The sequence below is a fragment of the Thalassococcus arenae genome (assembly GCF_019104745.1).
GTDB classification, from domain to species: Bacteria; Pseudomonadota; Alphaproteobacteria; order Rhodobacterales; family Rhodobacteraceae; genus Thalassococcus_B; species Thalassococcus_B arenae.
In genome coordinates this window covers 355,440-381,360 of the sequence record NZ_JAHRWL010000002.1, presented here as the reverse complement: position 1 = coordinate 381,360, position 25,921 = coordinate 355,440, and the positions used below count along the sequence as shown (strand labels likewise).

Sequence of the window (25,921 nt, the reverse complement as noted above, 5' to 3'; positions counted from 1 at the left end):
GCCGGGTCGGAGTACGGGCACCGCGCGGCGATCGTCATTCGGTCAGGTCGAAGCCCGCCTCGGCCACGTCGCGACCGTTGACCTGAACGATCAGGCTGTGCGGGCCGGGATGCAGCCGGTAGGTGGTGGCGTCGCCCTTCAGCCGGTGGGCCTTTCGCATCCGCAGCGGCTGACCGGGTTTCAGCTTTGCGGTCTTCAGCTTGAAGACCTTCTCGCCACGTCCGTTCGGGCGATGGAAATGCAGCCTGTAGTCGACCAGCACCGGCAGCGCCTGGTCCGCCTCCAGCGTCACCGAGAATTCGAGCGTGCCGCCGACCCGCACGGTCGCCGGCACATCCAGTCGGGCCGAGACATGCCCTTCGCGATAACCCAGCAGATCGAGCGCCCCGCGTTCGCCACGCTTGACCGCGGTGCGCAGGGCGTGACGGGTGATCCAGTCGATCTCGTCAGAATTCTGGTGCCCGGCGGCGGCCCAGCGGCGCAGGCGATCGACCACCACATCGGGCATGATCCTGGACAAATCGTTCATGTGATTGGCGACGGATCGCGTGACGTAGCGCGTGGGATCGGCTTGAAGACGGTCGAGAAAGCGCAGTGGCACCGCCGGGTCCAGCGTGATGTTGGCCGCCCAGGGCAGCCGCGGGCGGGTGCCTTCGCTGACCAGCCGCCGCACGTGGTAGTTGGGATCGCCGCACCACAGATCGAGCCGCGCGAGCGTCTGATCCGGCCAGCGGTTCAGGAAAGGGCGGATGTAGTATTCCATCGAAAACCGTTGCGTCGCGGTGTGCAGCAGGTCGAGCGCGCGGTCACGATGGTTTTCCAGCCCGTGCCGCACCGCGAGAATGCCCGGCACGGCGTGGATGAACCGTCCGAAATCGTCGTCGGTCCGGTTTGGGTCGAGCGGCGGTGGCATCGCAGCCTCCAGCGCGTCGGCCATGGCCGGAAAACCGGTAGGCAACTGCGCCTCGGCGCAGGTGGCCAGCCAGTCGAGCCGTTCCAGCAGCCCGCGATCCGTGAACCCCGCCACCGCGTCGCTGGCAAAGCGATCCGCATCGAAGCCCGGCAACACCGCGAATTCGCCGGCCAGGTCAGCGACGGTGTCGGCGTTGAACAGCTGGTCGGCCAGCGAAAAGCCCGCGCCGCCGCCCTTCCCGTCCGGGCCGCGCGCCATCAGATCGTCGCGTTGGTGGCGCCGCCGTCCAGCAGGATGTTCTGCCCGACGATGAAACCGGCGTGCTGCGAGCACAGGAAGGCGCACATCTGGCCGAATTCCTCGATGGTGCCGTAGCGGCGGGCGGGGATGGTCTGGGCACGGGCCGCCGCCGCTTGCTCGACGCTGATCCCCTGCTCCTCGGCATCCTTGCGCGCCAGCGTCAAACCACGGTCGGTTGCGTGGATGCCCGGCAGTAGGTTGTTGACGATCACCCCCATGGGCGCCACCTGCCGCGCGGTGCCCGCGACGAACCCGGTCAAGCCGGTGCGCGCGGTGTTCGACAGGCCCAGTTGCGGGATCGGCGCCTTGACCGATTGCGATGTGATATTGACGACCCGCCCCCAACCCTTGTCCGCCATGCCCGGCATCAAGGCCTGCATCAAGGCGATGGGTGTCAGCATGTTGGCGTCGATGGCGGCGATGAAATCGTCGCGGTCCCAGTCCGACCACAGCCCCGGCGGCGGTCCGCCGGCATTGGTCACCAGGATGTCGACGTCACCGGCGGCCTTCAGCACCGCCGCGCGGCCATCGCCGGACACGATATCGGCGGCCACCGTGGTGACCGTGACGTTATAACGATCGCGAATGGCCTGCGCGGTCTGCTCCAGGGCCTCGGCGCCGCGGGCGTTCAACACCAGGTCGCAGCCCGCCTCGGCCAGAGCCTGCGCGCAGCCCTTTCCCAGCCCCTTGGACGATGCGCAAACCAGCGCCCTTTTGCCCCGAATTCCCAGGTCCATTGTCACCCTCCCCTTTGACATGGCCGACAAAACGTCGGTCCGGCGTCCATATCACGCCATATTCCGCGTGCATACCGGCCCTACCCCCGTATAGTGCCCTGCGCCCCGCAGGCGAACCAGACACGGAACTCCGGCCGATGAGCGATCCCAGTCCCCTCCGCCCGACCCAAAGCGTGCAGGTCTATTCCGGCGCGATGCTGCGGGTTGCGAACGGCGCCAATCTGGGCGACGGGCTGAGCATTGCCGACGAACTCATGCTGGACGACATCTATCGCCTTTCGCCGCTGGCCAGCGCCCGTCGATTGGGGCTGATCGTCGGTGCGAAACCGCCCTTCCGGGTCGCGGACGATTCCGAAACCGGCACGCCGGGCGGCGCGCTGCACCTGGATTGCTGCGTGACCTTCATGTCCGGCGACGGTGAAACGACCGAAGCCATCATCGTCGTCGAAACCGACGACGCGAACGACATCGGTGGAATTTACCTGCTGCCGCTGGCACCGATGTCCAGCAATGTCGATTATGCACTGGTCGGCATCGACACCCGCGCGGCCCTGCAGAAATTCGCGCAGATCGCCTGCGTCTCGTTCACCCGCGGCACGCTGATCACGCTGGCTTCGGGCGCGCAACGTCCCGTCGAGGAACTCAAGGTCGGCGACCTGATCCTGACCCGTGACGATGGCCCGCAGGCGATCCGCTGGATCGGCCAGAACACCGTGCGCGCGATCGGTGCGTTCGCGCCGGTTCTGATCAAGGCCGGAACGCTCAACAACAGCCGCGACCTGGTGGTCAGCCCCGACCACCGGCTGTTCATCTACCAGCGCCGCGACCGGCTGGGCGCCGGCCGGGCCGAGCTTCTGGTGCGGGCGAATCACCTGGTGAACGGCGACAGCGTCACCCGGCGCATGGGTGGCTTCGTCGACTATTTCCAGATGCTGTTCGACCATCACCAGATCATCTATGCCGAGGGGATCGCCGCGGAATCGATGCTGGTCGACAGTCGCACCAGCGCCGCGCTGCCCGATGAACTGACCGACCAGCTTGACGCATTGCTGCCGGATCACCGCAAGTCCGAGCCGCGCGACTTCGAAGTGCGCGAAACCCTGCTGAACCGGCCCGACGCCGCGGCGCTGCTCAAGAAGTCGTCAAGCGGCTGACGCGTTTCAGTAAAAGAACTCCTCTCGCACGATCTTGCCGCCCTTGACTTGGTAGATGCCAAGCTCGCGCATCTGCATCCTTTCGCCGTTTTCCTTGTTGGTGGCGTCGATCTCGAAGACCACGCCGAACCGGTCCTCACCATGCAGGAACGGACCTTCGACCTTGGCATCGTGCACCTCGAACGAGCTGTCCCACCAGGCATGTTTTCCGCGGATCGCCTCCAGCCCGGACACCTCGCGGCCCGAACCATCGTAATCCATTCCCTCGACCGATACGGCCTTGGCGTCGTAAAGCTTTCCCAGGTTCTCCGTCGTGCGGTTCTCGCGGCATCCGGCAACCAGTTCGTCTGCGATCTCTTTGAGTTCCATGTCATCCTCCCAGTCGATTGTGCTTTGTTCACTATATGTTCACTTTATCGGGTCGCAGTAACGAAAACAAGACACGCCGCTGTGAGCACGCGCTTTCTTGCCAACCGCCCGGGCGCCGCCTATAGCGCGCCTCATGTTGGACAAAGCCGCAAACCGCCCTGCCCTGCCGCCGGAAATCGCCCGGCGCCGGACCTTTGCGATCATCTCGCATCCCGACGCGGGCAAGACCACGCTGACCGAGAAATTCCTGCTGTATGGCGGCGCGATCCAGATGGCCGGGCAGGTGCGCGCCAAGGGCGAGGCCCGGCGCACCCGATCGGACTTCATGAAGATGGAACAGGATCGCGGCATCTCGGTTTCGGCCAGCGCGATGTCCTTCGATTTCGGCAAGTTCCGCTTCAACCTGGTCGACACGCCGGGCCACAGCGATTTCTCCGAAGACACCTATCGCACGCTCACGGCAGTGGACGCGGCGGTCATGGTGATCGATGGCGCCAAGGGCGTGGAAAGCCAGACCCAGAAGCTGTTCGAGGTCTGTCGCCTGCGCGACCTGCCGATCCTGACCTTCTGCAACAAGATGGACCGCGAGGCGCGCGACACCTTCGAGATCATCGACGAGATCCAGGAAAACCTGGCCATCGACGTCACGCCCGCCAGTTGGCCGATCGGCATTGGGCGCGATTTCCTGGGCTGCTACGACATGCTGAACGACCGGCTTGAACTGATGGACCGCGCCGACCGCAACGTCGTGGCGCAATCGGTGCGCATCCAGGGCCTAGACGACCCCAAGCTGGCCGATCACGTGCCCGCCCATCTGCTGGAGAAACTGCGCGAAGAGGTCGAGATGGCGCGCGAATTGCTGCCCGCGCTCGACCCCCAATCGGTGCTCGAAGGGCACATGACCCCGATCTGGTTCGGTTCGGCGATCAATTCCTTCGGCGTGCAGGAACTGATGAACGGCATCGCCACCTACGGCCCCGAACCGCAGCCGCAATCCGCCGCGCCGCGGCAGATCGCACCCGAGGAAGACAAGGTCGCGGGCTTCGTCTTCAAGGTGCAGGCCAACATGGACCCCAAGCACCGCGACCGCGTGGCCTTTGTCCGGCTCGCCTCGGGGCATTTCGAACGCGGCATGAAACTGACCCATGTGCGGTCGAAAAAGCCGATGGCGATCACCAATCCGGTGCTGTTCCTGGCCGCCGACCGCGAGCTGGCCGAAGAAGCCTGGGCCGGCGACATCATCGGCATCCCGAACCATGGCCAACTTCGTATCGGCGACACCCTGACCGAGGGCGAGGCGCTCAAGGTCACAGGCATCCCGAGCTTTGCGCCGGAGCTGCTGCAGGGCGTGCGGGCGGGCGACCCGATGAAGGCCAAGCATCTGGAAAAGGCGCTGATGCAGTTCGCCGAGGAAGGCGCCGCCAAGGTCTTCAAGCCGATGATCGGCTCGGGCTTCATCGTCGGCGTCGTGGGTGCGCTGCAATTCGAGGTGCTGGGCAGCCGGATCGAACTGGAATACGGCCTGCCGGTGCGCTTCGAGGCCAGCCAGTTCACCTCGGCCCGCTGGGTGCACGGACCGCGCGAGGCGGTCGAGAAATTCGCCCAGGCCAACAAGCAGCATATCAGCACCGACCACGACGGCGACGTGGTCTACCTGACCCGCCTGCAATGGGATATCGATCGCGTGGCCCGCGACTACCCCGACATTACCCTCCACGCGACCAAGGAGATGTCGGCCTAGGCTTTGCTTCGGAGCCGTCCCTCGCTTGAGACGACCGGGACGGGGCGATGGCGGCAAAGCAAGCAGAATTGCCGAGGGGCCCCGCTCGCGGGGATACGGCCATTGTGCTTGCTTTGGCGGCAGCGCCCTGTCACGCCAAGTCACAAGCGAAGGACGGCGCGGGAGCATTGCTTGGGTGAGTCCCGAAGCCCTGCTACACGACCACCCGCACCCCGCCGGACCACAGGGCTCGCACCGCCACACGTCCCGGAAACCTGCGCGCGCAAGCGCACAATCGGATCGGCCCCGCTCAGAGCAAAGCCAGCAGCCGGGCCTTCTCGCCCATGTCGTCGGGTTTGGAGATCGCTGCGGCCAGATCTTCCAGCGACGCGATCGAATGCCCGGCACGGAAGCTGTCGACATGGGTCAGCATGGCGCGGATGCCGGTGGCCCGGGGCGCAAAGCCTTCCCATCGCAGCAGCGGGTTCAGCCAGATCAGCCGGCGCGCGGACAGGTGCAGCCGCTCCATTTCGTGCGCCAGGGCACCCGCATCGCCGCGGTCCAGACCGTCGGTGATGACCAGCACCACCGCCCCCTGCCCCATGACCCGACGCGACCAGTCGCGGTTGAACGCATGCAGGCAGTCGCCGATCCGCGTGCCGCCCTCCCAATCCTGGGCCTCGGCCCCCGCGGCCTTCAGCGCCGCATCCACGTCGCGCGTCGCCAGGTGCCGGGTGATGTTGGTCAGGCGCGTGCCGAAGGTGAAGGCATGCACCTTGGCCCAGCCGGCACCCTTGTGGTTCGACACCGCGTGCAGGAAATGCAGCACCATCCGGCTGTATTGGCTCATCGAGCCTGAGATGTCGCACAGCACCACCAGGTTCGGCCAGCGCGGGCGGGGTCTCATCTCGGCCACCGACCGGATCTCGCCGCCCGTGCGCATCGCCGCGCGCAGGGTGCGGCGGTAGTCGATCCGCGGGCCGTGATGGGTGGCCATGCCGCGGCGTGACGCGATCGGCTTCACCGGCAAGCTCAGGCGTGCCAGCATCCGCTTGGCCTCGGCCATCTCCGCCGCCGACATCTGCTCGAAATCGAGGCTGCGCAAGCGTTCTTCGGCCGACATCGTCAGCGAGGCGTCGACTTCGATCTGGGTGCCGTCTTCTTCGTGATCCGGCGCTTCCGGCAGGTCGGGCATCTGGTCGCCCAACAGCGCCTGCGCGGCGCGCTTCTCCGCGGCTTGCGCGCTGCGTTCCTCCTGGACGCCGCGCACCGCCGGCAGCATCATCGACATCATGTGTTCGAGATAGCGCGGGTCGCGCCAATACAGCCGGAAGATCTGGCCGAACACCGCGCGATGTTCGGGCCGGTTGACGAAACAGGCATGCAGCGTCCAGTAGAAATCCGTCCGGTCGGTGAACCCCGCCGTCTCGACCGCGCGGATCGCGTCGATGGTGCGGCCCGGCCCCACCGGCAAACCGGCCCGGCGCAGGGCGCGGGCGAAATGGATGATGTTCTGAGCCAGCCGCGGGTTGTCGGGAATATCGATCGGAGCGTATTCGGGCATCAACCGTAGACCGGGGGTTTTGCACCCCCGGACCCCCGCAGAGTTTTTCCTGCAAGATGAAGCATCAAGCCGGCTCGAGCGTGGCCTTGGCCTCGTCCAGCAGGCGCTTGGCCTCGGAGCCTTGCAGTTTCTGGATGTCGTCCTGGTATTTCAGGATCGCGCCCAGCGTGTCCGAAATCACCTCGGGCGACAGGTTCACCACGTCGAGCGCCAGCAGGCATTTCGCCCAGTCGATCGTTTCGGCGACGCCGGGTTTCTTGAACAGATCCTCGGTGCGCAGACGCTGCACGAAGGCCACGATCTGGCGGCTGAGGGTCTCGGCCGCCTCGGGCGCGCGGGAATGCAGGATTTCCACCTCGCGGTCGAAGGTCGGGTAGTCGACCCAGTGATAGAGGCAGCGGCGTTTCAGCGCGTCATGCACTTCGCGCGTGCGGTTCGAGGTCAGGATGACGATGGGCGGTTCGGGCGCGGTGATGGTGCCAAGTTCGGGGATCGTCACCTGGAAATCCGACAGGGCCTCGAGCAGGAAGGCCTCGAACGGTTCGTCGGTGCGGTCGAGCTCGTCGATCAGCAGCACCGGTGCGCCGTTCTCGTCCGGGCGCATGGCCTGCAGAAGCGGCCGTTCGACCAGGAAATCGGGTCCGAAGAGTTCGCGCTGCAAGAGCTCGCGATCGGCGTTGCCGGCGGCCTCGGCCGTGCGAATGGCGATCATCTGGGCGGGAAAGTTCCATTCGTAGACCGCGCTGGACGCGTCCAGCCCCTCGTAGCATTGCAGCCGGATCAGACGGCGGTTGAGCGCCGCGGACAGCGCCTTGGCGATCTCGGTCTTGCCCACGCCGGCCTCGCCTTCGAGGAACAGCGGCCGACCCAGGCGCAGCGACAAAAAGACAACCGTGGCCAGCGCGCGTCCGCAGACATAGCCGGTTTCGGCCAGCATCCGCTGCACCGCGTCGATCGTATCGGGTTTGGTCATGGCACCCCTCCTGGTCCCGGATTGCCCGCCCCCGGCCCCTGGGTCAATAGCGCCAAGGTCGCACAAGGCCGGAGAAAAAAGCAGAAAAGTTGACGGGTTACCCAAAATGATGCGATGATTCGGTCAGAATGCGAGCCGGGGCCAACCCCGGCCAGGCGTGGCCCGGCGCCACAGCGGTTGCGGACGAGCAGGTATGATCAGCACGAAGGCGGCGGCGCAGGCATGCGCATAACCGCGGTGACATGCGTGAAGAACGAAGGGCCCTTCCTGCTGGAATGGGTGGCCTTCAACCGTTTGCTGGGCGTGACCGATTTCCTGTTCTATTCCAACGATTGCGACGACGGCACCGACAGGCTGCTGGATGCGCTGGCGCCCTTCGGCGTCGTGCACCTGCCCAATCCGGCCGAGGGGCGGAACTATCAGATGGAGGCGCTGAAGGACGCCGCCCATCAGGGCGTGGTCAAGGATGCCGACTGGGTCTGGATCGCCGATGTCGACGAATTCCTGAACATCCATGTCGGCGACCATACGATCCCTGCGTTGATCGCGGCCTGCGGCGACCCGCAGGCGATTTCGGTCACCTTCCAGTTCTTTGCAAATGACGGGGTCGAGCGCTTCGAGGACCGGCCGGTGATCGCGCAATTCACCCGCTCGCACAATCCCGACCTTTGGTGCGCCGAAAGCGCGATCGAGGTCAAGACGCTGATACGCAAGGATTTTCCACTGCAGTATTACGGGGCTCACCGCCCGTTCTTTCGCAGCAGGCTGGACAAGAAAAATCACCCCTCCTGGACCGACGGATCGGGGCGCCGCGTGCCGCACAAGTTCCTGGTGGCCGCCAATCCCCGCCGCATCCGCAAGTTCCCCGCCACCGGGGCGCGGGACTTCGCCACGCTCAATCACTACGCGCTGCGCTCGCTCGACAGCTATCTGGTCAAGAATGACCGCGGCGACGTGAACCGCGAAAACCGCGCCTTCGACGATACCTATTGGCGCGAACGCAACGATCCGGCCTGGAAAGACATCTCGATCCACCGCTATTTGCCGCGTCTCGAACAGGCGCTGGCAAAGATGAAGGCGGACCCGGTCATCGGCGCGCTGCACGACGAGGCCGTGCGCCTGCACCGCGCCAAGCGCGACGCGCTTTTGGCCCAACCCGCCTATGCCGAGATGCAGGCGCATCTGAAATCGCTGCCCCCCTATCCGCCGGGCGAGCTTGAGCTCATGCGGGAACTGGGGCTGGTGGCATGAGGGTGAAGCTGGTCAATCTGGGCTTGCCGAAATCCGGCACCACGACGCTGGCGACGGCCCTGCGCAAAGGCGGCTGGAGCGTGGCGGACCACAAGGTAAGGCGCAGCGACAGCACCGAACAGGGGGTGGCCGGCACCTTTATCGGTCGGCAGCTTTACCGCGGCTATTTCGAAACCGGCAACCCGTTTGAATACCTGCCCTTCTACGACGCCCTGACCGAGATCAGCGCGCTGCGCGGGCCGTTTTCGTTCTGGCCGCAATGCGATTTCGCGATGATCAAGGCGATGCGCGCCGCCGATCCCGGTCTGCGCTTCGTCGCCAGCTGGCGCCCGGCGGTGGATATCTCGGACAGCATGCGGCGCTGGAACAACCTGGGCCAGGACCGGCTGCCCGACGGATCGATCCCCGGCCTGCCGCACGGCTTTGGTGCACGCGATCGCGACCGGGTGCGCTGGATCGACGGGCACTATGCGATGCTCGACGACATATTCGGCGACGACACGCGATACCTGCGGCTGGACATGGGCGCAGGGGACGCACGCCAGCGCCTGTCCGAGCACGCCGGCATCGACCTGCCCTGGTGGGGCCGCGTCAATGTCAACGATGCCGAACCGGATTCCGGGGCGGCTTGATGCGGATCCTGGTGCATATCGGGCTGGACGGTGCCGCCTCGGATCGGATGCAACGCATCCTGGACGCCAAGCGCGAGCAGCTTCTGGGCAAGGGCGTGCTCTATGCCCGCTCGCCCGGCGCCCGGAACCATACCCGGCTGTTCATGGCGGTGACCGACGCCGACAACGTCGACAGCCTGCGTTTCAACCGCGGCTACATCACCGCCGAGAAACAACAGGTCCTGCGCGAGGACGTGGCCCGCAGCCTGGCCGCCGAAGTGGAGCGCGCCAAACCCGACCTGCTGATCCTGTCGGCGCACCAGCTGGGTGTATCGCTGCGCAGCCGGTCCGAGCTGGAGCGTCTGCGCGCACTTCTTTTACCGCTGTCCGACGACATCGGCATCGCCGCCCACCTGGACGACCCCGCCCGCCTGCTGCTGCGCCGCTATCCCGCGCAACTGATGGAGGGGCGCAACCGGTCGCTGGACCTTGAACTGGGCCTGTTGGATGCGCCGGATTTCTGGCAGGCCGCCCTGGACACCGCACCGCCCTGTGATCCGCAGGCAGGTCAGTTCGCCGAGGTGCAGGGCGCCTGTTTCTGGCTGGATTTCAAACGGTTGCAAGATGAATGGGAAGCGGTATTCGGACCGGGATCGGTGGCGTTCCACAGCCTGGACCTGGAGCGCCTGACCAGCGACGCGGCGACCGAGACCGTTCAGGACAGCTTTGGTCTGCCCGACCAGATCGGCAAGGCCGAGCCCGAGGAACCGCCCGTGCCGCCCGCCGCCGCCTGGCTGACGCGCTGCCGGCTTTACAACGACACGCTGTTACGGCTTCTGGCCCAGAAAGAGGTGATCCTGCCCCGTCAGCTGTGGCGCAAGTTCCTGGTCGAGGTCAAAGTGCATGGCGCACCGATCGCACCAGGCAGCCTGTCGAGACTGTCGCGGCGTTTCGAGGCGGATATCAAGGCGCTGGTCAAGGCACATCCGGGTCTGCGTGCGGCTGAAATGAAACGAGACCGCAAGCTGCCCGACTGGCAAGAGGCCGATCCGACCAGGGGGTTCCGCGCGACGCAGTATCTGATGGCCAGCCGCTGGCGCATCAAGCAAGCCACCAAGGAGGCCATGGCCACCAAGGCGGACGACCTTGCCGCGTTGAACGGCGAGACGGACGCGCCGCCCGCAGCCGACGATCCCGGATTGTCGCCCGGTGCAAGGGCGGTGATGCCGCCATTGGCGAAACAGAACTTCGCCAAGCTGCAGCGGTCGGTCTTTGCGCCGCACAACCGCTTGGGCCGGGTGAACGAAGAAGAGCTGGCCGCCGCCTATACCCCCGCGCCGCCGCGTGTCCTGCCGGACGGCGCGACCGGCAACGTCATCGTCGGATGCATGAAGAACGAGGCCCCCTATATCCTGGAATGGGTGGCCTATCACCGCGCCATCGGCGTCGACGATTTCCTGATCTACACCAATGGTTGCGAAGACGGCACGGTCGAGATCCTCGACCGCCTGCAGGCGATGGGCCTGTTGCAACATCGCGACAACGACAACTGGTCGGGCAATTCCCCGCAGCAGCACGCACTGGATGCGGCGTTGAGCGAACCGGTGATCCTGAACGCCGACTGGATCCTGCATATCGACGTGGACGAATTCGTGAACGTGCGCTGCGGCAACGGCACGCTGGACGATTTCCTGTCCCGCGTGCCCGACGCCACCAACGTCGCCATGACCTGGCGGCTGTTCGGGCATAACGGCGTGACACGGTTCGAAGACAAGCTGGTCATCGAACAATTCGACACCTGCGCGCCGAAATACTGCCCCAAGCCGCACACGGTCTGGGGGTTCAAGTCGATGTTCCGCAATATCGGCGCCTATGGAAAAATCAGCTGCCACCGTCCGAACAAACTTACGGAAGGGTATGAGAACAAGGTGAAATGGGTCAACGGTTCGGGCCAGGACATGACCGCCGAAGCCATCAAGAACGGCTGGCGGAATTCCAAGAAATCCATCGGCTACGACCTGATCCAACTGAACCATTACGCGCTGCGGTCGGCCGAAAGCTTTCTGATCAAGCGCCAGCGCGGCCGCGCACTGCATGTCGACCGCTCGATCGGGTTGAACTACTGGATCCGCATGGACTGGTCGGTGCATCGCGACATCACCATCAAACGCAACATCCCGCGCGTCCGCGCGGAACTGGATCGGCTTCTGGCCGATGACACGCTCCGGCACTGGCACGACAAGGGGCTGGCCTGGCACCGCGCGAAAGCGGACGAGCTGCACGCCAATCCCGAGTTCGAGGAGCTTTTCCGGCAGGCCACCACGCTGGACCTGACCGAAACGGAGCGGGTTGCCTATGCGCTCGCCCTCGACATGGAGAGCTGACATGGATGGAAGCCCCCACCCCCGGAACCCGTTCATCAAGTCGCGCGGGCTGAAGATTCCCAAACACCCCGACATCACCGTGGGCCGGATCCGCGGCGCGCTGCGCGAGGGCACCTATGAACGCAAGGAATGCGACGCGGTGATGCGCGTCGTGCGCGAAGGCGACGTGGTGCTCGAACTGGGTGGCGGCATCGGCTACATGTCGACCCTGCTGGCCCGGAAAAAGAAGGTTGCCAAGGTCGTCAGCTACGAGGCCAACCCGGGGCTGATCCCCTATATCCACTCGGTTCACGAAGCCAACGGGATCGACAATGTCGAAGTGCGCAACGCCCTGCTGGCGCCGCGCGCCGGCAAGGCGGTGCCGTTCCACGTGCGGCGAAACTTCCTGGCCTCGTCGCTGGATGGCGAGATCGACGCCGACGCGATCATCGAAACCGTCGAGATCGAGAAACACGGTATTTCACCGACGCTGAAAGAGCTCAAACCGGATGTGCTGGTCTGCGACATCGAGGGCGCCGAAGCCGACCTGATCCCCGCCGCCGACTGGTCGGGCCTGCGTGCCGCGGTGATCGAGCTGCACCCGCAATGGATCGGACAGGCCGGCGTCCAGGCGGTATTCGACGCGATGCACAAGGCCGGGCTGAGCTATTTCCCGAAGGCATCAGAGGCCAAGGTGGTGACCTTTCTCAAGGGATGGTGACCGAAGCGAGGGGGCCAGCCCCCTCTGGCGGCAAGCCGCCATTCACCCCCGGAGTTTTCCGGGCAAGATGAAGACAGGGGCGGGTTCGTGAAGATCGTCGCGGTGCTTTGCGTTCGGAACGAGGCGGCCTTTCTGCTGGACTGGCTGGCGCATCACCTGGCCTGTGGCGTGAGCCATGTGGTGGCGCTGTCAAACGATTGCGACGACGGAACGGACGCCATGCTGGACCGGTTGGCCCAGCTTGGCCATGTCACCCATATCCGCAATGACGGGCCGTACGAGAACGGCGGCATCCAGTTCACCGGTTTGAAACTGGCTGACAAGGCTGCCGCGGTCAGGGAAGCCGATTGGCTGTTGCCCGTCGACATCGACGAATTCGTCAATGTCCATGTCGGCGACCGAACCCTGCCCGCCCTGATCGCCGCCTTGCCCGAGGCCACGGCCATCACGCTCACCTGGCGTCTGTTCGGCAATGCCGGAATCGTGCGCTACGAAGACCGCCCGGTCCCGCATCTGTTCGACCGCGCGGCGCCCGCGGTGATGTACTGGCCCTGGCGCGCATCGATGTTCAAGACGCTGTACCGCAACGACAAGACCTACCGGAACCTGGGCGTGCACCGCCCGCGCAACCCGCATCCCGACCGGATCGAAGCCGCGCGCTGGTTCGACGGCGAAGGCCGCGAGCTGGAAGCGCTGTTCCGCGAGCGGCGGATCTTTTCCACTTATGGCCGGTCCAACTATGCGCTGGCGCAACTGAACCACTATCCGCTGGGCGCGATGGAAAGCTACGTGCTGAAGGCCGATCGCGGGCGCGCGGTGCATGGCGACCATGTGCTGGGCCTGGATTACTGGGTCGAGCGGAATTTCAACACCGACGAAGACCGGTCGATCCGCGCGCTGGACGCCGGCGTGGCCTCGAAGCGCGCCGAGCTGGCGGCCGATCCGGTGCTGGCGCAACTTCACCTTGCCGCCGTCGCCTGGCGCCAGACGCGATTCGAAACTCTGATGGCGCAGGAGCCGTTTCGCGCGCTTTTCGGCCGCTTGCTGATGGCGCCGCCATCGCGACCGGTGTCGCTGCGCGCCGCGCGGCTGCTGGCCCATCACGCCACCCGGGCGCGCGTGGACAACGAAGGCTGAACGCCACGATTTTTCACGATCCGAGCACAATTTCGCCCGAAACCCCTTGCAAGGTCCGACCAAGCCGCGGGGTACACCGCGGGTCGTGAGGACGTGCAAGGATGACGAACGGCACAGACAGCTTTCCGCCGGACCTGTCCGGTCTGAGCCGCGCCGACTGGCTGAAGGGCCTGCGGCGGATCGGCCAGGACGAAGGCTTTGCCGAACCGCTGGGCAAATCCCATGCCGGGCTTTTCGTCGAACGCGGCGACACGCTTCTGGTCAGCTTCGAGAACATGGCCGAGATCGATCGGCAATCGCCCACCCGCACGCCCTTCGGCTTCGAGATGGTCGCACGCAACGACTGGTCCAGCCTGTCTGTGCTGAGCCACGGCAACACCTGGTTCCGCGACCCGATGGTCTACGGCTTTTTCGACCAGATGCTGGATGACGGGTTTTTCGACGATTTCGAGCGCGTGATCTTCTACGGAGCGGGTTCGTGCGGCTATGCCGCCGCCGCCTATTCCGTCGCCGCACCGGGTGCCCGCGTGCTGATCCTGCAGCCGCAGGCCACGCTGGACCCGCGCGTCACCGAATGGGACGACCGGTTTGCCGAGATGCGGCGAACCTCGTTTACCGACCGGTACGGCTTTGCCCCTGACATGCTGGATGCCGCGCATCGTGCCTATGTTCTGTACGACCCGCGAGAGCGGCTGGACGCGATGCATTCGGCGCTGTTCAATCGCCGCAATGTCGAGCGGTTCCGCCTGCCCTTCATGGGCCAGGCGTTGCAGGACGAATTGCTCATGCTCGACCTGTTGCCCGGTATCCTCGAGGCCGCCGCCGAAGACCGTCTGGATACCGCCCGCCTAGCCCGCCTGATGCGCGCGCGCCGCAACCACCCGCCCTATCTGCGCCGCCTGCTGGCACAGACCGATGCGGACAACCGGGTCGGCCTGTCCAGGATGCTGTGCCGCAACGTGGTGTCGCGCATGAACGCACCGCGCTTCCGTCGCCGGCTGGCACAGCTCGAGGCGCTGGACGACCGCAGCTAGCGCCGGAGCATCGCGCGGCGGATTTCCTCGTGGAAATAGCCGACCGCGATTCCCATCACGAAGGCGACCGGCCGCGCGCCGTCGGCCCCGAGCCCCAGAACCATGGCCGCAGCGAAGGCCAGGATCAGCAATGTCGCCACCCGGCGATCTGCGGCATCGGGCAACCGGTCTTCGCCCAGTTGTCGCACCAGGAATTCGGTCACTTTGGGTTCGGCGGGCTTGACAGCCCAACCGGCGGCCGCCGCCAGGATCAAGGTCAGGATCATCGGAGCGCATCCTATTCTTCGACAGGCCCGGTCTTAGCGCGGGTCGGCACCGGCGACAATGCGCTGGCACCGCATCCGAGGCCGTGCTAACGCGGCGGACATGCAAAGACTGACGATCCGCCGCCCCGACGACTGGCACCTGCATCTGCGCGATGGCGCGATGTTGCGCGCCATGGCCCCCGAAAGCGCCCGGCATTTCGGCCGCGCGATCATCATGCCGAACCTCGTGCCGCCGGTCGTGACCGGCGCCCAGGCCGCCGCCTATCGTGACCGTATCCTGGCCGCACTGCCGGACGATGCCGATTTCACCCCGCTGATGACCTTGTACCTGACCGAAGACACCGATCCCGACGACGTGGCAAGCGCCGCGGACGCGGGGATCGTGACGGCGGTCAAGTTGTATCCCGCGGGCGCGACGACCAATTCGGCGTCCGGCGTGAGGGATTTCGACAAGGTGCGCGGCGTGCTCGAACGCATGGCCGAGATCGGTCTGCCGCTTTGCGTCCACGGCGAAGTGGTGGACGCCGATATCGACATCTTCGACCGCGAGGCGGTGTTCATCGACCGCGTGCTCGATCCGTTGCGCCGCGCCACGCCGGGCCTGCGCGTGGTGATGGAGCATATCACCACCCGGCAGGGTGTCGATTATGCCCGCGCGGGCGGCCCGGACCTTGGCGCCACGATCACCACGCATCACCTGGTCATCAACCGCAACGCCATCCTGGTCGGTGGGATCAAGCCGCACTATTATTGCCTGCCCGTGGCCAAGCGCGAGGAACACCGCCTGGCGCTGCGTGCCGCCGCCACCAGCGGCGATGCGGCGTTTTTCCTGGGCACCGACAGCGCACCGCACAGCGATCCGGCAAAGGAACAGGCCTGCGGTTGCGCAGGCTGCTTCACCGCGACGAATACCCTGTCGATCCTGGCCGAGGTGTTCGAACAGGAAGACGCGCTGGACCGCCTGGAATCGTTTGCGTCGCTGAACGGTCCGGCCTTTTACCGGCTCCCGGTGAACGAGGCGACAGTGACGCTGCAAAAGGGCGAGCCGGTGGTCTACCCGGTCAAGATCGCCTCGGGCGAAGGGCCGGTCACGGTGTTCGACCCGATGATGCCGCTGCACTGGCGGGTGATGTGAAGGCGCGCTGTCGCTTCGGTCACCAGTGCCATCATTCACCGCATGGAATTCCTTGAAGCACAGACGACAAGACGCGGAGGCGCAGATGATCCCTTCCTCATATCCCGACAAGGCCGAGATGGCGCGCCTGACCGCGCGCATGCTTTGGGAAATCGAAGCGGTGCATTTCATGGAGGATGCGCCATTCAAACTGGCCTCAGGCCTGCCGTCGCCGGTCTATATCGATTGCCGCAAGCTGATCTCGTACCCGCGCATCCGGTCGACGCTGATGGATTTTCTGACCGTCACCGTGCTGCGCGATGTCGGATTCGAGGCCTTCGACAACATCGCCGGCGGCGAAACCGCGGGCATTCCGTTCGCCGCGCTGGTGGCTGAACGGATGGCTCTGCCGATGACCTATGTGCGCAAGAAACCCAAGGGATACGGCCGCAATGCCCGGATCGAAGGGGTCATGAGCGAAGGTCAACGGGTTCTGCTGGTCGAAGACCTGACCACCGATGGCGGCTCCAAGCTGAGCTTCGTCGACGCGATCCGCGAAACCGGCGCGACCTGCGCACATACCGCGGTGATCTTCTATTACGGGATCTTCACCGAGACCGAGAAGACGTTGGGCGACCATGGCGTCAGCCTGCACCACCTTTGCACCTGGTGGGATGTCCTGGCAGCCGCAAGAGAGGCCGGCACCGTCGCCGCCGCCACTTTGGCGCAGGTCGAGGCGTTTCTGAACGACCCCCGCGCCTGGCAGGAAGAAAACGCGTTCTGAACCGTCAGCCCGCGTGGCGGGCCCGTGGAACAGCACCATAGACCGGGCAGCCCAGCGTGGCGCTCAGTGCCTCGGTCAGCGCACTGACGCTTTCGGCGACGACGTAGCTGCCACCGGTGATCTCGGCCATGCAATCGGCGCTTTCGCCCGAAAGGGCCGGAGCTGACCGCTTGCGCACCGGCGCGCCGGTGGTCGAGGGCGCGCGCTCGGGCGGGCGCGTCTCGAACCCGATCACATGCACGGTCAGGTCGACGGCGTCGGATTTCAGGGCACTGGCCAGCGCACAAGGCGACCCGCCGCAATTCTCGCGCCCATCGGTGACGAGAACGACAACGCCGGGCTTGCGGCGGTATTCGAGGATTTCGGCCGCTTGCTGCACGGCACTGGTGAGGGGCGTCTCGCCGCGCGGCGCCAGCGTATCTATGGTCGACAGGATTTGCGGCGCGGCATCGATGCGGGGCGGGAAGTTCAGTGTCACGTTGGTGCAGCGGTCGCCGCTGCCGGGGCCATAGATCATCATGCCGACGCGGCGAAACGCGGCGATATCGGGTGCCGCGGCGCGCACTGCCTGCCGGGCACGGGTGATGCGGCTCTCGCCGATCCGACCGATCGACATGCCCGCCATCGACCCCGACCCGTCGAAGACAAGCATCGCGTCGACCGTGCAATCGGACGCCGCCCGAGCGGCCTGTCCGAATCCCAGGGACGCGGCCAGCGTCGCACACAACGCGGTGCGGGCCAGGCGCGTGGATTTTCCCGAGAACATTGCCTTCCTCCCGAAACAGCTGCGACAATCTGTCAAGTTAGCGCATCCGCGGTCGAATTCAACACGTGGAATTTCAAGCCTGAGCTTACCACATTCGGTAGCATTCCGCGAAATGCCTTCCAGATCTGGTGTATCCGTGGTAACCCACACACTATCCACAGAAACATACAATTTGCGCCCCGCGCGGCACGTGCTCTATGCCGCGGTCAACGAGCGGAGAGGGGACAATGAACGAGATCACCGCCTTCAATCCCACGGGGGTCGAGGTACAGGCACCAGAAACGATGCCGCATTCGATCGAAGCCGAGCAGCAATTGCTGGGCGCGATCCTGAACGACAACAACGATTACGATCGGGTATCGGCGGTCATCGGGCCGCAGCATTTCTACGATCCCGTTCATGCGCGCATCTTCGAAATCGCCTCGGCGCGGATCGCCAAGAACAACCTGGCCTCGCCGGTGACGCTCAAGGCCTTCATGGAAGACGACGAGGGGCTGAAGGAACTGGGCGGGCCGGCCTACCTGGCCCGCCTCTCTGCCGCGGCGATCAGTTCCTTCGCGGTGCGCGACTACGCGCAGATGATCTATGACCTGGCAATTCGGCGTGACCTGATCCGGCTGGGGCAGGATATTTCGGCCAAGGCGGCCAAGGTCGATGTCGCGTCGGAACCGCGCGAACAGATCGTCGAGGCCGAACAGGCGCTTTACGCCCTGGCCGAACAGGGACAGACCGAAAGCGGCTTCCAGTCCTTCCTTCGGGCCGTCACCGATGCCGTGAACGTCGCCAACGCCGCCTATCAGCGCGAAGGCGGGTTGGCGGGTATTTCCACCGGCCTGGTCGATATGGACAAGAAGCTGGGCGGCCTGCACAAGTCCGACCTGCTGATCCTTGCCGGGCGACCGTCGATGGGCAAGACATCGCTGGCCACCAACATCGCCTTCAACATCGCCAAGGCCTACAAGAAAGGCACGCGGCCCGACGGCAGCGAAGGCGCCATCGAAGGCGGCGTCGTGGGCTTCTATTCGCTGGAAATGAGTGCCGAGCAGCTCGCCGCGCGGATTCTGTCCGAAGCCGCAGAGGTTCCCTCGGAACAGATCCGACGCGGCGACATGACCGAGACCGAATTCCGCCGCTTCGTGGACGCGGCCAAGTCGTTGGAGGCCTGCCCGCTCTACATCGACGACACCCCCGCCCTGCCGATCAGCCAATTGGCGGCACGGGCGCGGCGGCTCAAGCGCACACATGGGCTGGACGTTCTGATCGTCGACTACCTGCAGCTGGTCCGCCCGGCAACGGCCAAGGACAGCCGCGTCAACGAGGTCAGCGAAATCACCCAGGGTCTCAAGGCCATCGCCAAGGAATTGGACATCCCGGTGATCGCACTCTCGCAGCTGAGCCGTCAGGTGGAAAGCCGCGAGGACAAGCGCCCACAACTGTCTGACCTGCGGGAATCGGGCTCGATCGAACAGGACGCGGACGTGGTGATGTTCGTGTTCCGCGAAGAATACTACAAGGAACGCGAGAAACCCGGCGACCACGACCTGGAAAAAATGGCCGTCTGGCAGGATGAGATGGAACGCCTGCACGGCAAGGCCGAAGTCATCATCGGCAAGCAACGGCACGGACCCATCGGCACCGTGGAACTGAGCTTCGAAGGCCGCTTTACCCGCTTCGGCAACTTGGCCAAGCCCTGGCAGCAAGACGACGGCCAGTCGTTCTGATTGTCCTTCGAATCCAATGGCCTGACGAATGCTGTCCAGGTGTCAGCCGGGCGTTGAACACCTGACTTGTCGCGTCAGAGCGTCACGAAGCCGCCGAACGGAGTTTTGTGATCCCATGCGCCCGGGCGTCCCGCGACGTCCAGCGCCGCCTTGATGCACCCTGCATGGGTGACGACCAGCGCCCCATCCGGCAGATCGCTCAGCCCGCGTTCGACCCGAGCGCGCAGCGCCGCGACGCTTTCGCCGCCATGGCCGTCATAGCCCAGGAAATCCATCGCCCAGGCATCTATCTCGGGCCGCGGGATAGCCTCCCAGGCAACGCCTTCCCACATGCCGAAATCCATTTCTTGCCAATCTCTTGCAAGCGATACCTCATGTTTCGTGCGCACCGAAAGCCGCGCCGCGAGCCGGCGGCACCGGGTCAGCGGAGAACTGACCAGGCACGAAAAAGGCGGCAGCACGTCCATCACCGCCGCCACTTCGGTGTCAAAGCTGTCGGCCAGGTCGAGATCGGTTCGCCCGTAACACACGCCATCGGCCACCGCCGGACGGGTGTGCCGCAGCAATGTCACAGCCACGCGACGACCCCGAGATAAAAGCCCAGCTCGCCCATCTGCTGTGTGCCGCCCAGGCAATCGCCGGTATATCCGCCCAGCTTGCGGACAAAGACAAGGCGGAAGGCCTGCGCCAGCAGAATGCACAGGGCCATGCCGGCGAACGCCTCGCCGGTGCCGATCACAAGAACGCTTGCGATCAGGATGACAAAGGCATTGGCAAGCGCGATCCGATAGCCGTCCGGCGTGACCGAAGGCGCCACGAATTTCGCCCCCTGGTCGCGGGCGTAACGCGTCGTGGCGATGACATGAACGGTCGCCATTCGCCCCAACCCATGCCCGGCGATCAGCACGAAGCCGGCCACCGAGACAGGCATAGCGGCAAGCAGCGCCACCTTGAGCGCCAGCGTCAGCCCGAGCGCCACCGCACCGTAGGTGCCGATGCGCGAGTCGCGCATGATTTCCAGCGCGCGATCCGCGGTCATCCCGCCGCCCAGCCCGTCGACCGCGTCCGCCAGCCCGTCCTCGTGAAAAGCGCCGGTAGCCAGAAGGGTCGCGGCCAGAGACAGCAGAACGGCGACCAGCGGCGGAAACCACAGCGACGCAACCCAAAGAACAACCGCTCCGATCGATCCGACAAGGCACCCGACAAGCGGGTAAAATCGCGTGGCACGGATCAGCAGATCATCGGAAAACGGCAGGTTTCGCGGCACCGGCAGCCGGGTCAGGAACTGCACGGCCAGCAGGAACAGGTGCCATTCCGTCCTCAGCAGCGCACGCATGGGTCAGGCCGGCCCGGACACGCCGGCATCCTCGAACGAGGCCATGTCGTTCAGCATCGCCACCGCCGCGCGCACCAGCGGCCAGGCCAGCGCGGCGCCGGTCCCCTCGCCCAAGCGCATGTCGAGCGCCAGCAGCGGGTCGGCCTGCAGCGCCGCCAGCAGCGCCGCATGGCCCGGTTCGGCCGAGCGGTGGCAGAACACCATCGCGCCACGCGACCCGGGTTCGATCCGGGCGGCCAGCAACGCGGCCGCGGTTGCGATGAAACCGTCCACCAGAACGACGCGACGCGCCTGCGCCGCGCCCAGCATGGCGCCGGTCATCATGGCGATCTCGAACCCGCCGAACTCGGTCAGCGCCTGCAGCGGCGCCAGCGGACCCGTCACCCGCGCCACCGCGCGGCCAAGAACGGACCGTTTGCGAGCCAGGCCGTCATCGTCCAGCCCGGTTCCACGCCCCACGACCACATCCAGTTCGACGCCGGTCAGCAGATGCGTCAGCACCGAGGCCGACGAGGTATTGCCGATGCCCATCTCGCCGCAGGCCATCGCGTCATATGCGCCCTCGGCCCCGATCCGCCGACCGGTTTCCAGCGCGTCGCGGCATTGGTCGGATGTCATCGCCGGGCCACGCAGGAACGATGCCGTGCCCGGTCCGATCGGTGCGTCGTATATGCCGGCCATGTCGAACGGACCGCCCTTCACGCCGGCATTCACCACCCGCAGATCGAGCCCGTTCACGGCGGCGAATACGTTCGCCGCGGCGCCACCACCGGCGAAATTCAGAACCATCTGCCGTGTCACTTCGGCCGGGTATGCCGACACGCCATCGGCGGCGATGCCGTGGTCCCCGGCGAAGATCGCCAGTTGGGCACGACCCATCCTTGGCGTCAGCGTCCGTTGCAGCCGCGCCACCTGCACGGCCAGTGTCTCGATCCGGCCAAGCGCGCCCTGCGGCTTGGTCTTGAGGTCGATCTTGCGCTGCAGCGCGGCTTCGAAATCGGTCTGGGTCTGGTTGTCCATCCTGCCGATTTAGCGCGCTGTTCCCGGCGGCACAATCGCTGCCGGTCGGCCGGGCGGCATTTCCCGCTTGACCCCGCTGCCAAAGCCCGCGAAGCCAAGGCCCATGGCCACGGCGACACTGACAATCGATCTTGCGGCGCTGCGCAGCAACTGGCGCGCGCTGAACGAAATGACCGGCTGCGAAACCGCGGCGGTGGTCAAGGCCAACGCCTATGGGCTGGGCGCGGCCCCGGTGGCCAAGGCGCTGGCACAGGAAGGCGTGCGGCGTTTCTTCGTCGCCGTCGCATCCGAGGGCGCGGCGTTGCGTGACGCGCTTGGACCGGGGCCCGAGATCTGCGTCTTTTCGGGGCACATGGAGGGCGACACGGCCCTGATCCGCGACAACGCGCTGGTGCCGATGCTGAACTCCATCGACCAGATGTTGCGCCATGTCGAGGCGCTTCCGGGGACACGCTTTGGCATCCAGCTGGACAGCGGCATGAACCGGCTGGGGATGGAGCCGGCCGAATGGTCCGCGTTGCGCGACCTGGCACTGGCTCAGAAACCGGTGCTGGTGATGAGCCACCTGGCCTGCGCCGACGAACCCGACCATCCGATGAACGCGCACCAGCTGCGCATGTTCCGCGAGATGACCGACGGAATCGAAGCCCCCCGGTCGCTGGCGGCCACCGGCGGCATCCTGCTGGGGCGCGACTACCACTTCGACGTGACCCGCCCGGGCATCGGCCTGTATGGCGGTCTGCCTTTCGTCGACGCCTTGCCCGTGGCGGCGCTGGATTTGCCGGTGGTGCAGGTACGGCCCGTCGCCGTCGGGGAATCGGTTGGCTACGGCAACTCGTGGGTTGCCCGTGTCCCGGGGCGGATCGCCACCGTCTCGGCCGGCTATGCCGATGGGATCCTGCGCGCCATCGGTCCCAAGGCCAGCCTTTGGGCTGGTGAGACCCGTTGCAAGGTGGTGGGCCGGGTGTCGATGGACCTGATCACCGTCGACGTGACGGCGCTCAAGGACGTGCCGGACACCCTGGAACTGCTGGGACGGCATCAAAGCGTCGACACGCTGGCCGATTGGGCCGGCACCATCGGTTACGAGATCCTGACCTCGCTGGGCGGACGCTACGATCGCCGCTATTCCGGCGCATGACCGCGCTGGCGCCTTTGGGCACGCTGGGTCGCGCCTTTCTTGCCTTCGTGGCGGCGGTCGGCCGGGTCAGCCTGTTCGGCCTGTCGGCGCTCAGCCACAGCCTGCGCCCGCCCTTCTATGGCCGGGAACTGGCGCTTGCGCTTTTGAACGTGGGCTGGCTGTCGCTGCCCGTCGTCGGATTGACGGCGATCTTCACCGGCGGCGCGCTGGCCTTGCAGATCTACGCCGGCGGCGCGCGTTTCAACGCCGAGGCGGTGGTGCCGCAGATCGTCGCCATCGGCATGGTACGCGAATTGGGGCCTGTGCTGGTGGGGCTGATGATCGCGGCACGCGTGACGTCTTCGATCGCGGCCGAAATCGCCACGATGAAAGTGACCGAACAGATCGACGCGCTGGTCACCTTGTCCACCAACCCGATGAAATACCTGGTGGCGCCGCGGGTGCTGGCCGGATTGATCGTGGTGCCGATGCTGGTGGGCGTGGGCGACGTGATCGGTATTTTCGGCGGCTACGCGGTGGCCACCGGAACGCTGGGGTTCAACGCCGCGGCGTATGTCAAGAACACCGTCGATTTCCTCGAGCCGCTCGACATCGTGTCGTCGTTGGTCAAGGGCTGCGTCTTTGGCGGCCTTGCGACGCTGATGGGCTGCTATTTCGGCATGAATTCAGGACGTGGCGCGCAAGGGGTCGGGCGCGCGACCAAGGGCTCGGTCGAAGCGGCCGCAGTGCTGATCCTTGCCGCGAACTTCCTGCTGACGGGGGCGTTCTTTTCGCTATGATCCAACTGGCCGGTGTCAAGAAAGCGTTTGGAAGCAACGTGGTGCTGCGTGATGTTCACCTGAATGTCGCCAAGGGCACCTCGGTCGTCATCATCGGCGGATCGGGCACCGGCAAGTCGATCCTTCTGAAATGCATCCTGGGTCTGGTGCAACCCGATGCCGGCACGATCCGGGTCGACGGCGTGGATGTCGGCACCGGCGATCGCGATGCCTTTCTTGCCCGCTTCGGGATGCTGTTCCAGGGATCGGCCCTGTTCGACAGCCTGCCGGTCTGGCAGAACGTGGCCTTTCGCCTGCTGCGCGGCAGCCTCAAACGACCGCGCGACGAAGCCCGTGCCATCGCCATCGACAAGCTGCGCCGCGTCGGACTGAAACAGGACGTGGCCGACCGTTTCCCGGCGGAACTGTCCGGCGGCATGCAGAAACGCGTGGGCCTGGCGCGCGCCATCGCCGCCGACCCCGAGATCATCTTTTTCGATGAACCGACCACCGGGCTGGACCCGATCATGGCCGGGGTCATCAACGACCTGATCCGTGAGATCGTGACGGAACTGGGCGTCACCGCGATCACGATCACCCACGACATGACCAGCGTGCGGGCGATCGCTGACAACGTGGCGATGCTGCATGACGGCGTTATACAGTGGACCGGTCCGATCGGCGATCTGGAAACCAGTTCAGACCCTTATGTCGATCAGTTCATTCATGGCCGAGCCACCGGCCCGATCGAGGCGGTGCGGTGAGCAGCCTGTTCGAACCCAGCCCGGTGCTGTTGGCCTTCGTCTTCGTCAAACGCTTCGTCTTTCTTGAATTGCTGGCCTTGCTGGCCCTGGCGCGGGTGATCGCGGGGGGGCCGCACGCACGCCGGCCCGCGCTTGTCGCCCTGCTGCTGAGCCTGGCAGGGCTGGCCGTAATCTTTGCACCGGCGGCGGGCATGAACGACGGGATCATCTACGCATCCGGCGCCCGCCTGATGGCACATGGCGGCGGGATGACTGCCTTGCTGCCCGCTTCTGCATTGATGCTGGTTTCGGCCGTCGTAACGGACTGCCGCGGGCGATGGATCGATGTGCTGCACGTCGCGTTGCTGGCGGGGTTGCTGGGCTTGTGGGTGGCATCGCTGCTCTGACGGTTCGCCCCATCCGGTGACGCAAGCGAAACAATCCGCACATTTTCATCACGATTGACTGCGATTCCCGGCACTTGTTCGAGCCCGGATTCTTTCCCGTATGAAAAACCTCCGCTTCGGCATAAAATCGCCGATACTGGGTAAGAACTGATTTTTGGGGCTAGTAAAATGATTTCGACGCTTCGCGATTTGGCTGCGATCGTCCGGTATTTGATGGAACGTCTGGCGTTTGCGCTGATGCTGTCCTTGGGGCTGGGATTATCGGCCTACAGCCTGGCCTGCGCGCTTGGATACGCGCCCTGGCTGACCTTGTCGGTGGCCTTCGGTCCATATGCTATTGACGATGCGGGGATGTACCTGCAGCTGTTGGTTTCGGGTTTCGCGCTGTCCTTGTGCTTTTTCCTGCCTGCGAACGCGCGGATGATGCGGCTTGAGACGTCGCACCGGAATTTCCACATGGGTATGCGCGACGTGGCGCGCGCCTACGCGGCCGCACACAAGGCCGACCGCGAAGGCGTGTTCACGCTGTCCTCGGAATTCGACTCGGTCCGCGAACGCATGGCGTTCCTTCGCGATCATCCCGACCTGTCCGATCTCGAACCGTCGGTTCTGGAACTCGCTGCGCAGATGAGCCACGTGAGCCGCGAACTGGCGCATGTCTATTCCGACCGAAACGTCGCCCGCGCCCGCGATTTCCTTTTGCAACGTCAACAGGAACTGGACGTCTTCAACAGCAAGATCGACGATGCCAAGGCCGTCGCCAACGACATGCGGCACTGGCTGAACCGGCTGGATACCGACGAAGCAGTGGCACGCGCCCAGCTGGAACGGGTCAGCGCGCAGATGACCGAACTGATGGCGGCCATCGATGCCCGCAAGGACGGCGCCGACAAGGGCTTTACCGCGCGCGACGACCAGCCCGCCGAGGACCGCGTCATCGACCTGCCCCAGCAGCGCGCGGCGGAATAGCCGCGGGCACCGCGCCACGACCCCTTGACGCGCGCGCCTTCTGACCGCA

At 65.4% G+C, this 25,921-nt stretch carries 26 protein-coding genes; 16 read left to right on the top strand and 10 right to left on the bottom strand.

Annotation, left to right across the window (positions count from 1 at the left end; translation table 11 throughout):
- Window positions 1-34 precede the first annotated feature (34 nt).
- Entirely contained in the window at window positions 35-1,171 is a 1,137-nt protein-coding gene (locus tag KUH32_RS13195) for a hypothetical protein (protein WP_217779086.1), read from the bottom strand.
- Window positions 1,171-1,950: an SDR family oxidoreductase gene (locus KUH32_RS13190; RefSeq protein ID WP_217779083.1), complete on the bottom strand. Its 780-nt coding sequence runs from the start codon at window positions 1,948-1,950 to the stop codon at window positions 1,171-1,173. The genes KUH32_RS13195 and KUH32_RS13190 overlap by 1 nt, the downstream gene beginning before the upstream one ends.
- Window positions 1,951-2,087: 137 nt before the next feature.
- Here KUH32_RS13190 and KUH32_RS13185 point away from each other — a divergent pair, with 137 nt between their 5' ends.
- Entirely contained in the window at window positions 2,088-3,104 is a 1,017-nt protein-coding gene (locus KUH32_RS13185) for a Hint domain-containing protein (RefSeq protein WP_217779081.1), read from the top strand.
- 6 nt (window positions 3,105-3,110) lie between these two features.
- On the opposite strand, the gene KUH32_RS13180 is transcribed toward KUH32_RS13185, so the two are convergent.
- Window positions 3,111-3,473 carry a nuclear transport factor 2 family protein gene (locus KUH32_RS13180; RefSeq protein ID WP_217779079.1) on the bottom strand — a complete coding sequence of 121 codons (363 nt, stop codon included), beginning with the start codon at window positions 3,471-3,473 and terminating at the stop codon, window positions 3,111-3,113.
- Window positions 3,474-3,606: 133 nt separating this feature from the next.
- Here KUH32_RS13180 and KUH32_RS13175 point away from each other — a divergent pair, with 133 nt between their 5' ends.
- Complete coding sequence (locus KUH32_RS13175) at window positions 3,607-5,214, top strand: peptide chain release factor 3 (protein ID WP_217779077.1); 1,608 nt, start codon at window positions 3,607-3,609, stop codon at window positions 5,212-5,214.
- Between the two features lie 289 nt (window positions 5,215-5,503).
- Here the strand turns inward: KUH32_RS13175 and KUH32_RS13170 are convergent, their stop codons facing one another.
- Together KUH32_RS13170 and KUH32_RS13165 are read right to left on the bottom strand one after the other, a co-directional pair.
- Window positions 5,504-6,757, bottom strand: coding sequence for a vWA domain-containing protein (locus KUH32_RS13170; RefSeq protein WP_217779076.1), 1,254 nt, complete (start codon window positions 6,755-6,757; stop codon window positions 5,504-5,506).
- A 64-nt stretch (window positions 6,758-6,821) separates the two neighbouring features.
- Window positions 6,822-7,730, bottom strand: a complete 909-nt coding sequence (locus KUH32_RS13165; protein ID WP_217779074.1) for an AAA family ATPase — start codon at window positions 7,728-7,730, stop codon at window positions 6,822-6,824.
- Window positions 7,731-7,952: 222 nt separating this feature from the next.
- Between KUH32_RS13165 and KUH32_RS13160 the strand changes: the two genes are divergently transcribed.
- From KUH32_RS13160 to KUH32_RS13135, 6 genes are all read left to right on the top strand, one after another.
- The gene (locus KUH32_RS13160) at window positions 7,953-8,981 is read left to right on the top strand and encodes a glycosyltransferase family 2 protein (RefSeq protein WP_217779072.1); all 1,029 of its coding nucleotides are present in this window, start codon (window positions 7,953-7,955) and stop codon (window positions 8,979-8,981) included.
- Entirely contained in the window at window positions 8,978-9,613 is a 636-nt protein-coding gene (locus tag KUH32_RS13155; RefSeq protein WP_217779070.1) for a sulfotransferase family protein, read from the top strand. Before KUH32_RS13160 ends, KUH32_RS13155 begins: the two co-directional genes overlap by 4 nt.
- Window positions 9,613-11,976 carry a glycosyltransferase family 2 protein gene (locus KUH32_RS13150; protein WP_217779068.1) on the top strand — a complete coding sequence of 788 codons (2,364 nt, stop codon included), beginning with the start codon at window positions 9,613-9,615 and terminating at the stop codon, window positions 11,974-11,976. The genes KUH32_RS13155 and KUH32_RS13150 overlap by 1 nt, the downstream gene beginning before the upstream one ends.
- Before the next feature lies 1 nt (window position 11,977).
- Window positions 11,978-12,676 (top strand): FkbM family methyltransferase, encoded by a 699-nt coding sequence (locus tag KUH32_RS13145; protein ID WP_217779066.1) that lies wholly within the window; start codon window positions 11,978-11,980, stop codon window positions 12,674-12,676.
- An 87-nt stretch (window positions 12,677-12,763) separates the two neighbouring features.
- Window positions 12,764-13,813: a glycosyltransferase family 2 protein gene (locus KUH32_RS13140; RefSeq protein ID WP_217779064.1), complete on the top strand. Its 1,050-nt coding sequence runs from the start codon at window positions 12,764-12,766 to the stop codon at window positions 13,811-13,813.
- Between the two features lie 101 nt (window positions 13,814-13,914).
- Complete coding sequence (locus tag KUH32_RS13135) at window positions 13,915-14,847, top strand: phosphoadenosine phosphosulfate reductase (RefSeq protein WP_217779062.1); 933 nt, start codon at window positions 13,915-13,917, stop codon at window positions 14,845-14,847.
- Here KUH32_RS13135 and KUH32_RS13130 read toward each other — a convergent pair.
- Window positions 14,844-15,113 (bottom strand): hypothetical protein, encoded by a 270-nt coding sequence (locus KUH32_RS13130; protein ID WP_217779060.1) that lies wholly within the window; start codon window positions 15,111-15,113, stop codon window positions 14,844-14,846. The genes KUH32_RS13135 and KUH32_RS13130 overlap by 4 nt on opposite strands.
- 100 nt (window positions 15,114-15,213) lie before the next feature.
- On the opposite strand from KUH32_RS13130, the gene pyrC reads away from it, so the two are divergent.
- Both pyrC and KUH32_RS13120 read left to right on the top strand, forming a co-directional pair.
- The gene (gene pyrC, locus KUH32_RS13125) at window positions 15,214-16,248 is read left to right on the top strand and encodes a dihydroorotase (protein ID WP_217779058.1); all 1,035 of its coding nucleotides are present in this window, start codon (window positions 15,214-15,216) and stop codon (window positions 16,246-16,248) included.
- Window positions 16,249-16,333: 85 nt separating this feature from the next.
- Window positions 16,334-17,011, top strand: coding sequence for an orotate phosphoribosyltransferase (locus KUH32_RS13120; protein ID WP_217779056.1), 678 nt, complete (start codon window positions 16,334-16,336; stop codon window positions 17,009-17,011).
- Window positions 17,012-17,015: 4 nt separating this feature from the next.
- Here KUH32_RS13120 and KUH32_RS13115 read toward each other — a convergent pair whose 3' ends face one another.
- Window positions 17,016-17,777, bottom strand: a complete 762-nt coding sequence (locus tag KUH32_RS13115; protein ID WP_217779054.1) for a vWA domain-containing protein — start codon at window positions 17,775-17,777, stop codon at window positions 17,016-17,018.
- 227 nt (window positions 17,778-18,004) lie between these two features.
- On the opposite strand from KUH32_RS13115, the gene KUH32_RS13110 reads away from it, so the two are divergent.
- The gene (locus KUH32_RS13110) at window positions 18,005-19,498 is read left to right on the top strand and encodes a replicative DNA helicase (protein WP_217779053.1); all 1,494 of its coding nucleotides are present in this window, start codon (window positions 18,005-18,007) and stop codon (window positions 19,496-19,498) included.
- Window positions 19,499-19,572: 74 nt separating this feature from the next.
- Here KUH32_RS13110 and KUH32_RS13105 read toward each other — a convergent pair whose 3' ends face one another.
- Genes KUH32_RS13105 through cobT form a run of 3 tightly spaced genes read right to left on the bottom strand, consistent with a single transcriptional unit; the run spans window position 19,573 to window position 21,854 of the window.
- Window positions 19,573-20,076, bottom strand: coding sequence for a histidine phosphatase family protein (locus KUH32_RS13105; protein ID WP_217779051.1), 504 nt, complete (start codon window positions 20,074-20,076; stop codon window positions 19,573-19,575).
- Window positions 20,067-20,834, bottom strand: coding sequence for an adenosylcobinamide-GDP ribazoletransferase (locus KUH32_RS13100; protein ID WP_217779049.1), 768 nt, complete (start codon window positions 20,832-20,834; stop codon window positions 20,067-20,069). Before KUH32_RS13100 ends, KUH32_RS13105 begins: the two co-directional genes overlap by 10 nt.
- A gap of 3 nt (window positions 20,835-20,837) precedes the next feature.
- Window positions 20,838-21,854, bottom strand: a complete 1,017-nt coding sequence (gene cobT, locus KUH32_RS13095; protein ID WP_217779047.1) for a nicotinate-nucleotide--dimethylbenzimidazole phosphoribosyltransferase — start codon at window positions 21,852-21,854, stop codon at window positions 20,838-20,840.
- A gap of 103 nt (window positions 21,855-21,957) precedes the next feature.
- On the opposite strand from cobT, the gene alr reads away from it, so the two are divergent.
- The 5 genes from alr to KUH32_RS13070 all read left to right on the top strand — a co-directional run bounded on the left by alr (window position 21,958) and on the right by KUH32_RS13070 (window position 25,872).
- On the top strand, window positions 21,958-22,995 hold the full coding sequence (gene alr, locus KUH32_RS13090) for an alanine racemase (RefSeq protein WP_217779045.1): 1,038 nt from the start codon (window positions 21,958-21,960) through the stop codon (window positions 22,993-22,995).
- A complete protein-coding gene (locus KUH32_RS13085; protein ID WP_217779043.1) occupies window positions 22,992-23,774 on the top strand; it encodes an MlaE family ABC transporter permease in 783 nt (260 codons plus the stop codon). Before alr ends, KUH32_RS13085 begins: the two co-directional genes overlap by 4 nt.
- Window positions 23,771-24,517 carry an ABC transporter ATP-binding protein gene (locus tag KUH32_RS13080; protein ID WP_217779041.1) on the top strand — a complete coding sequence of 249 codons (747 nt, stop codon included), beginning with the start codon at window positions 23,771-23,773 and terminating at the stop codon, window positions 24,515-24,517. The genes KUH32_RS13085 and KUH32_RS13080 overlap by 4 nt, the downstream gene beginning before the upstream one ends.
- Window positions 24,514-24,903 (top strand): hypothetical protein, encoded by a 390-nt coding sequence (locus tag KUH32_RS13075; protein WP_348541119.1) that lies wholly within the window; start codon window positions 24,514-24,516, stop codon window positions 24,901-24,903. Before KUH32_RS13080 ends, KUH32_RS13075 begins: the two co-directional genes overlap by 4 nt.
- Window positions 24,904-25,116: 213 nt before the next feature.
- On the top strand, window positions 25,117-25,872 hold the full coding sequence (locus KUH32_RS13070) for a DNA repair protein (protein ID WP_254899166.1): 756 nt from the start codon (window positions 25,117-25,119) through the stop codon (window positions 25,870-25,872).
- Window positions 25,873-25,921 lie beyond the last annotated feature (49 nt).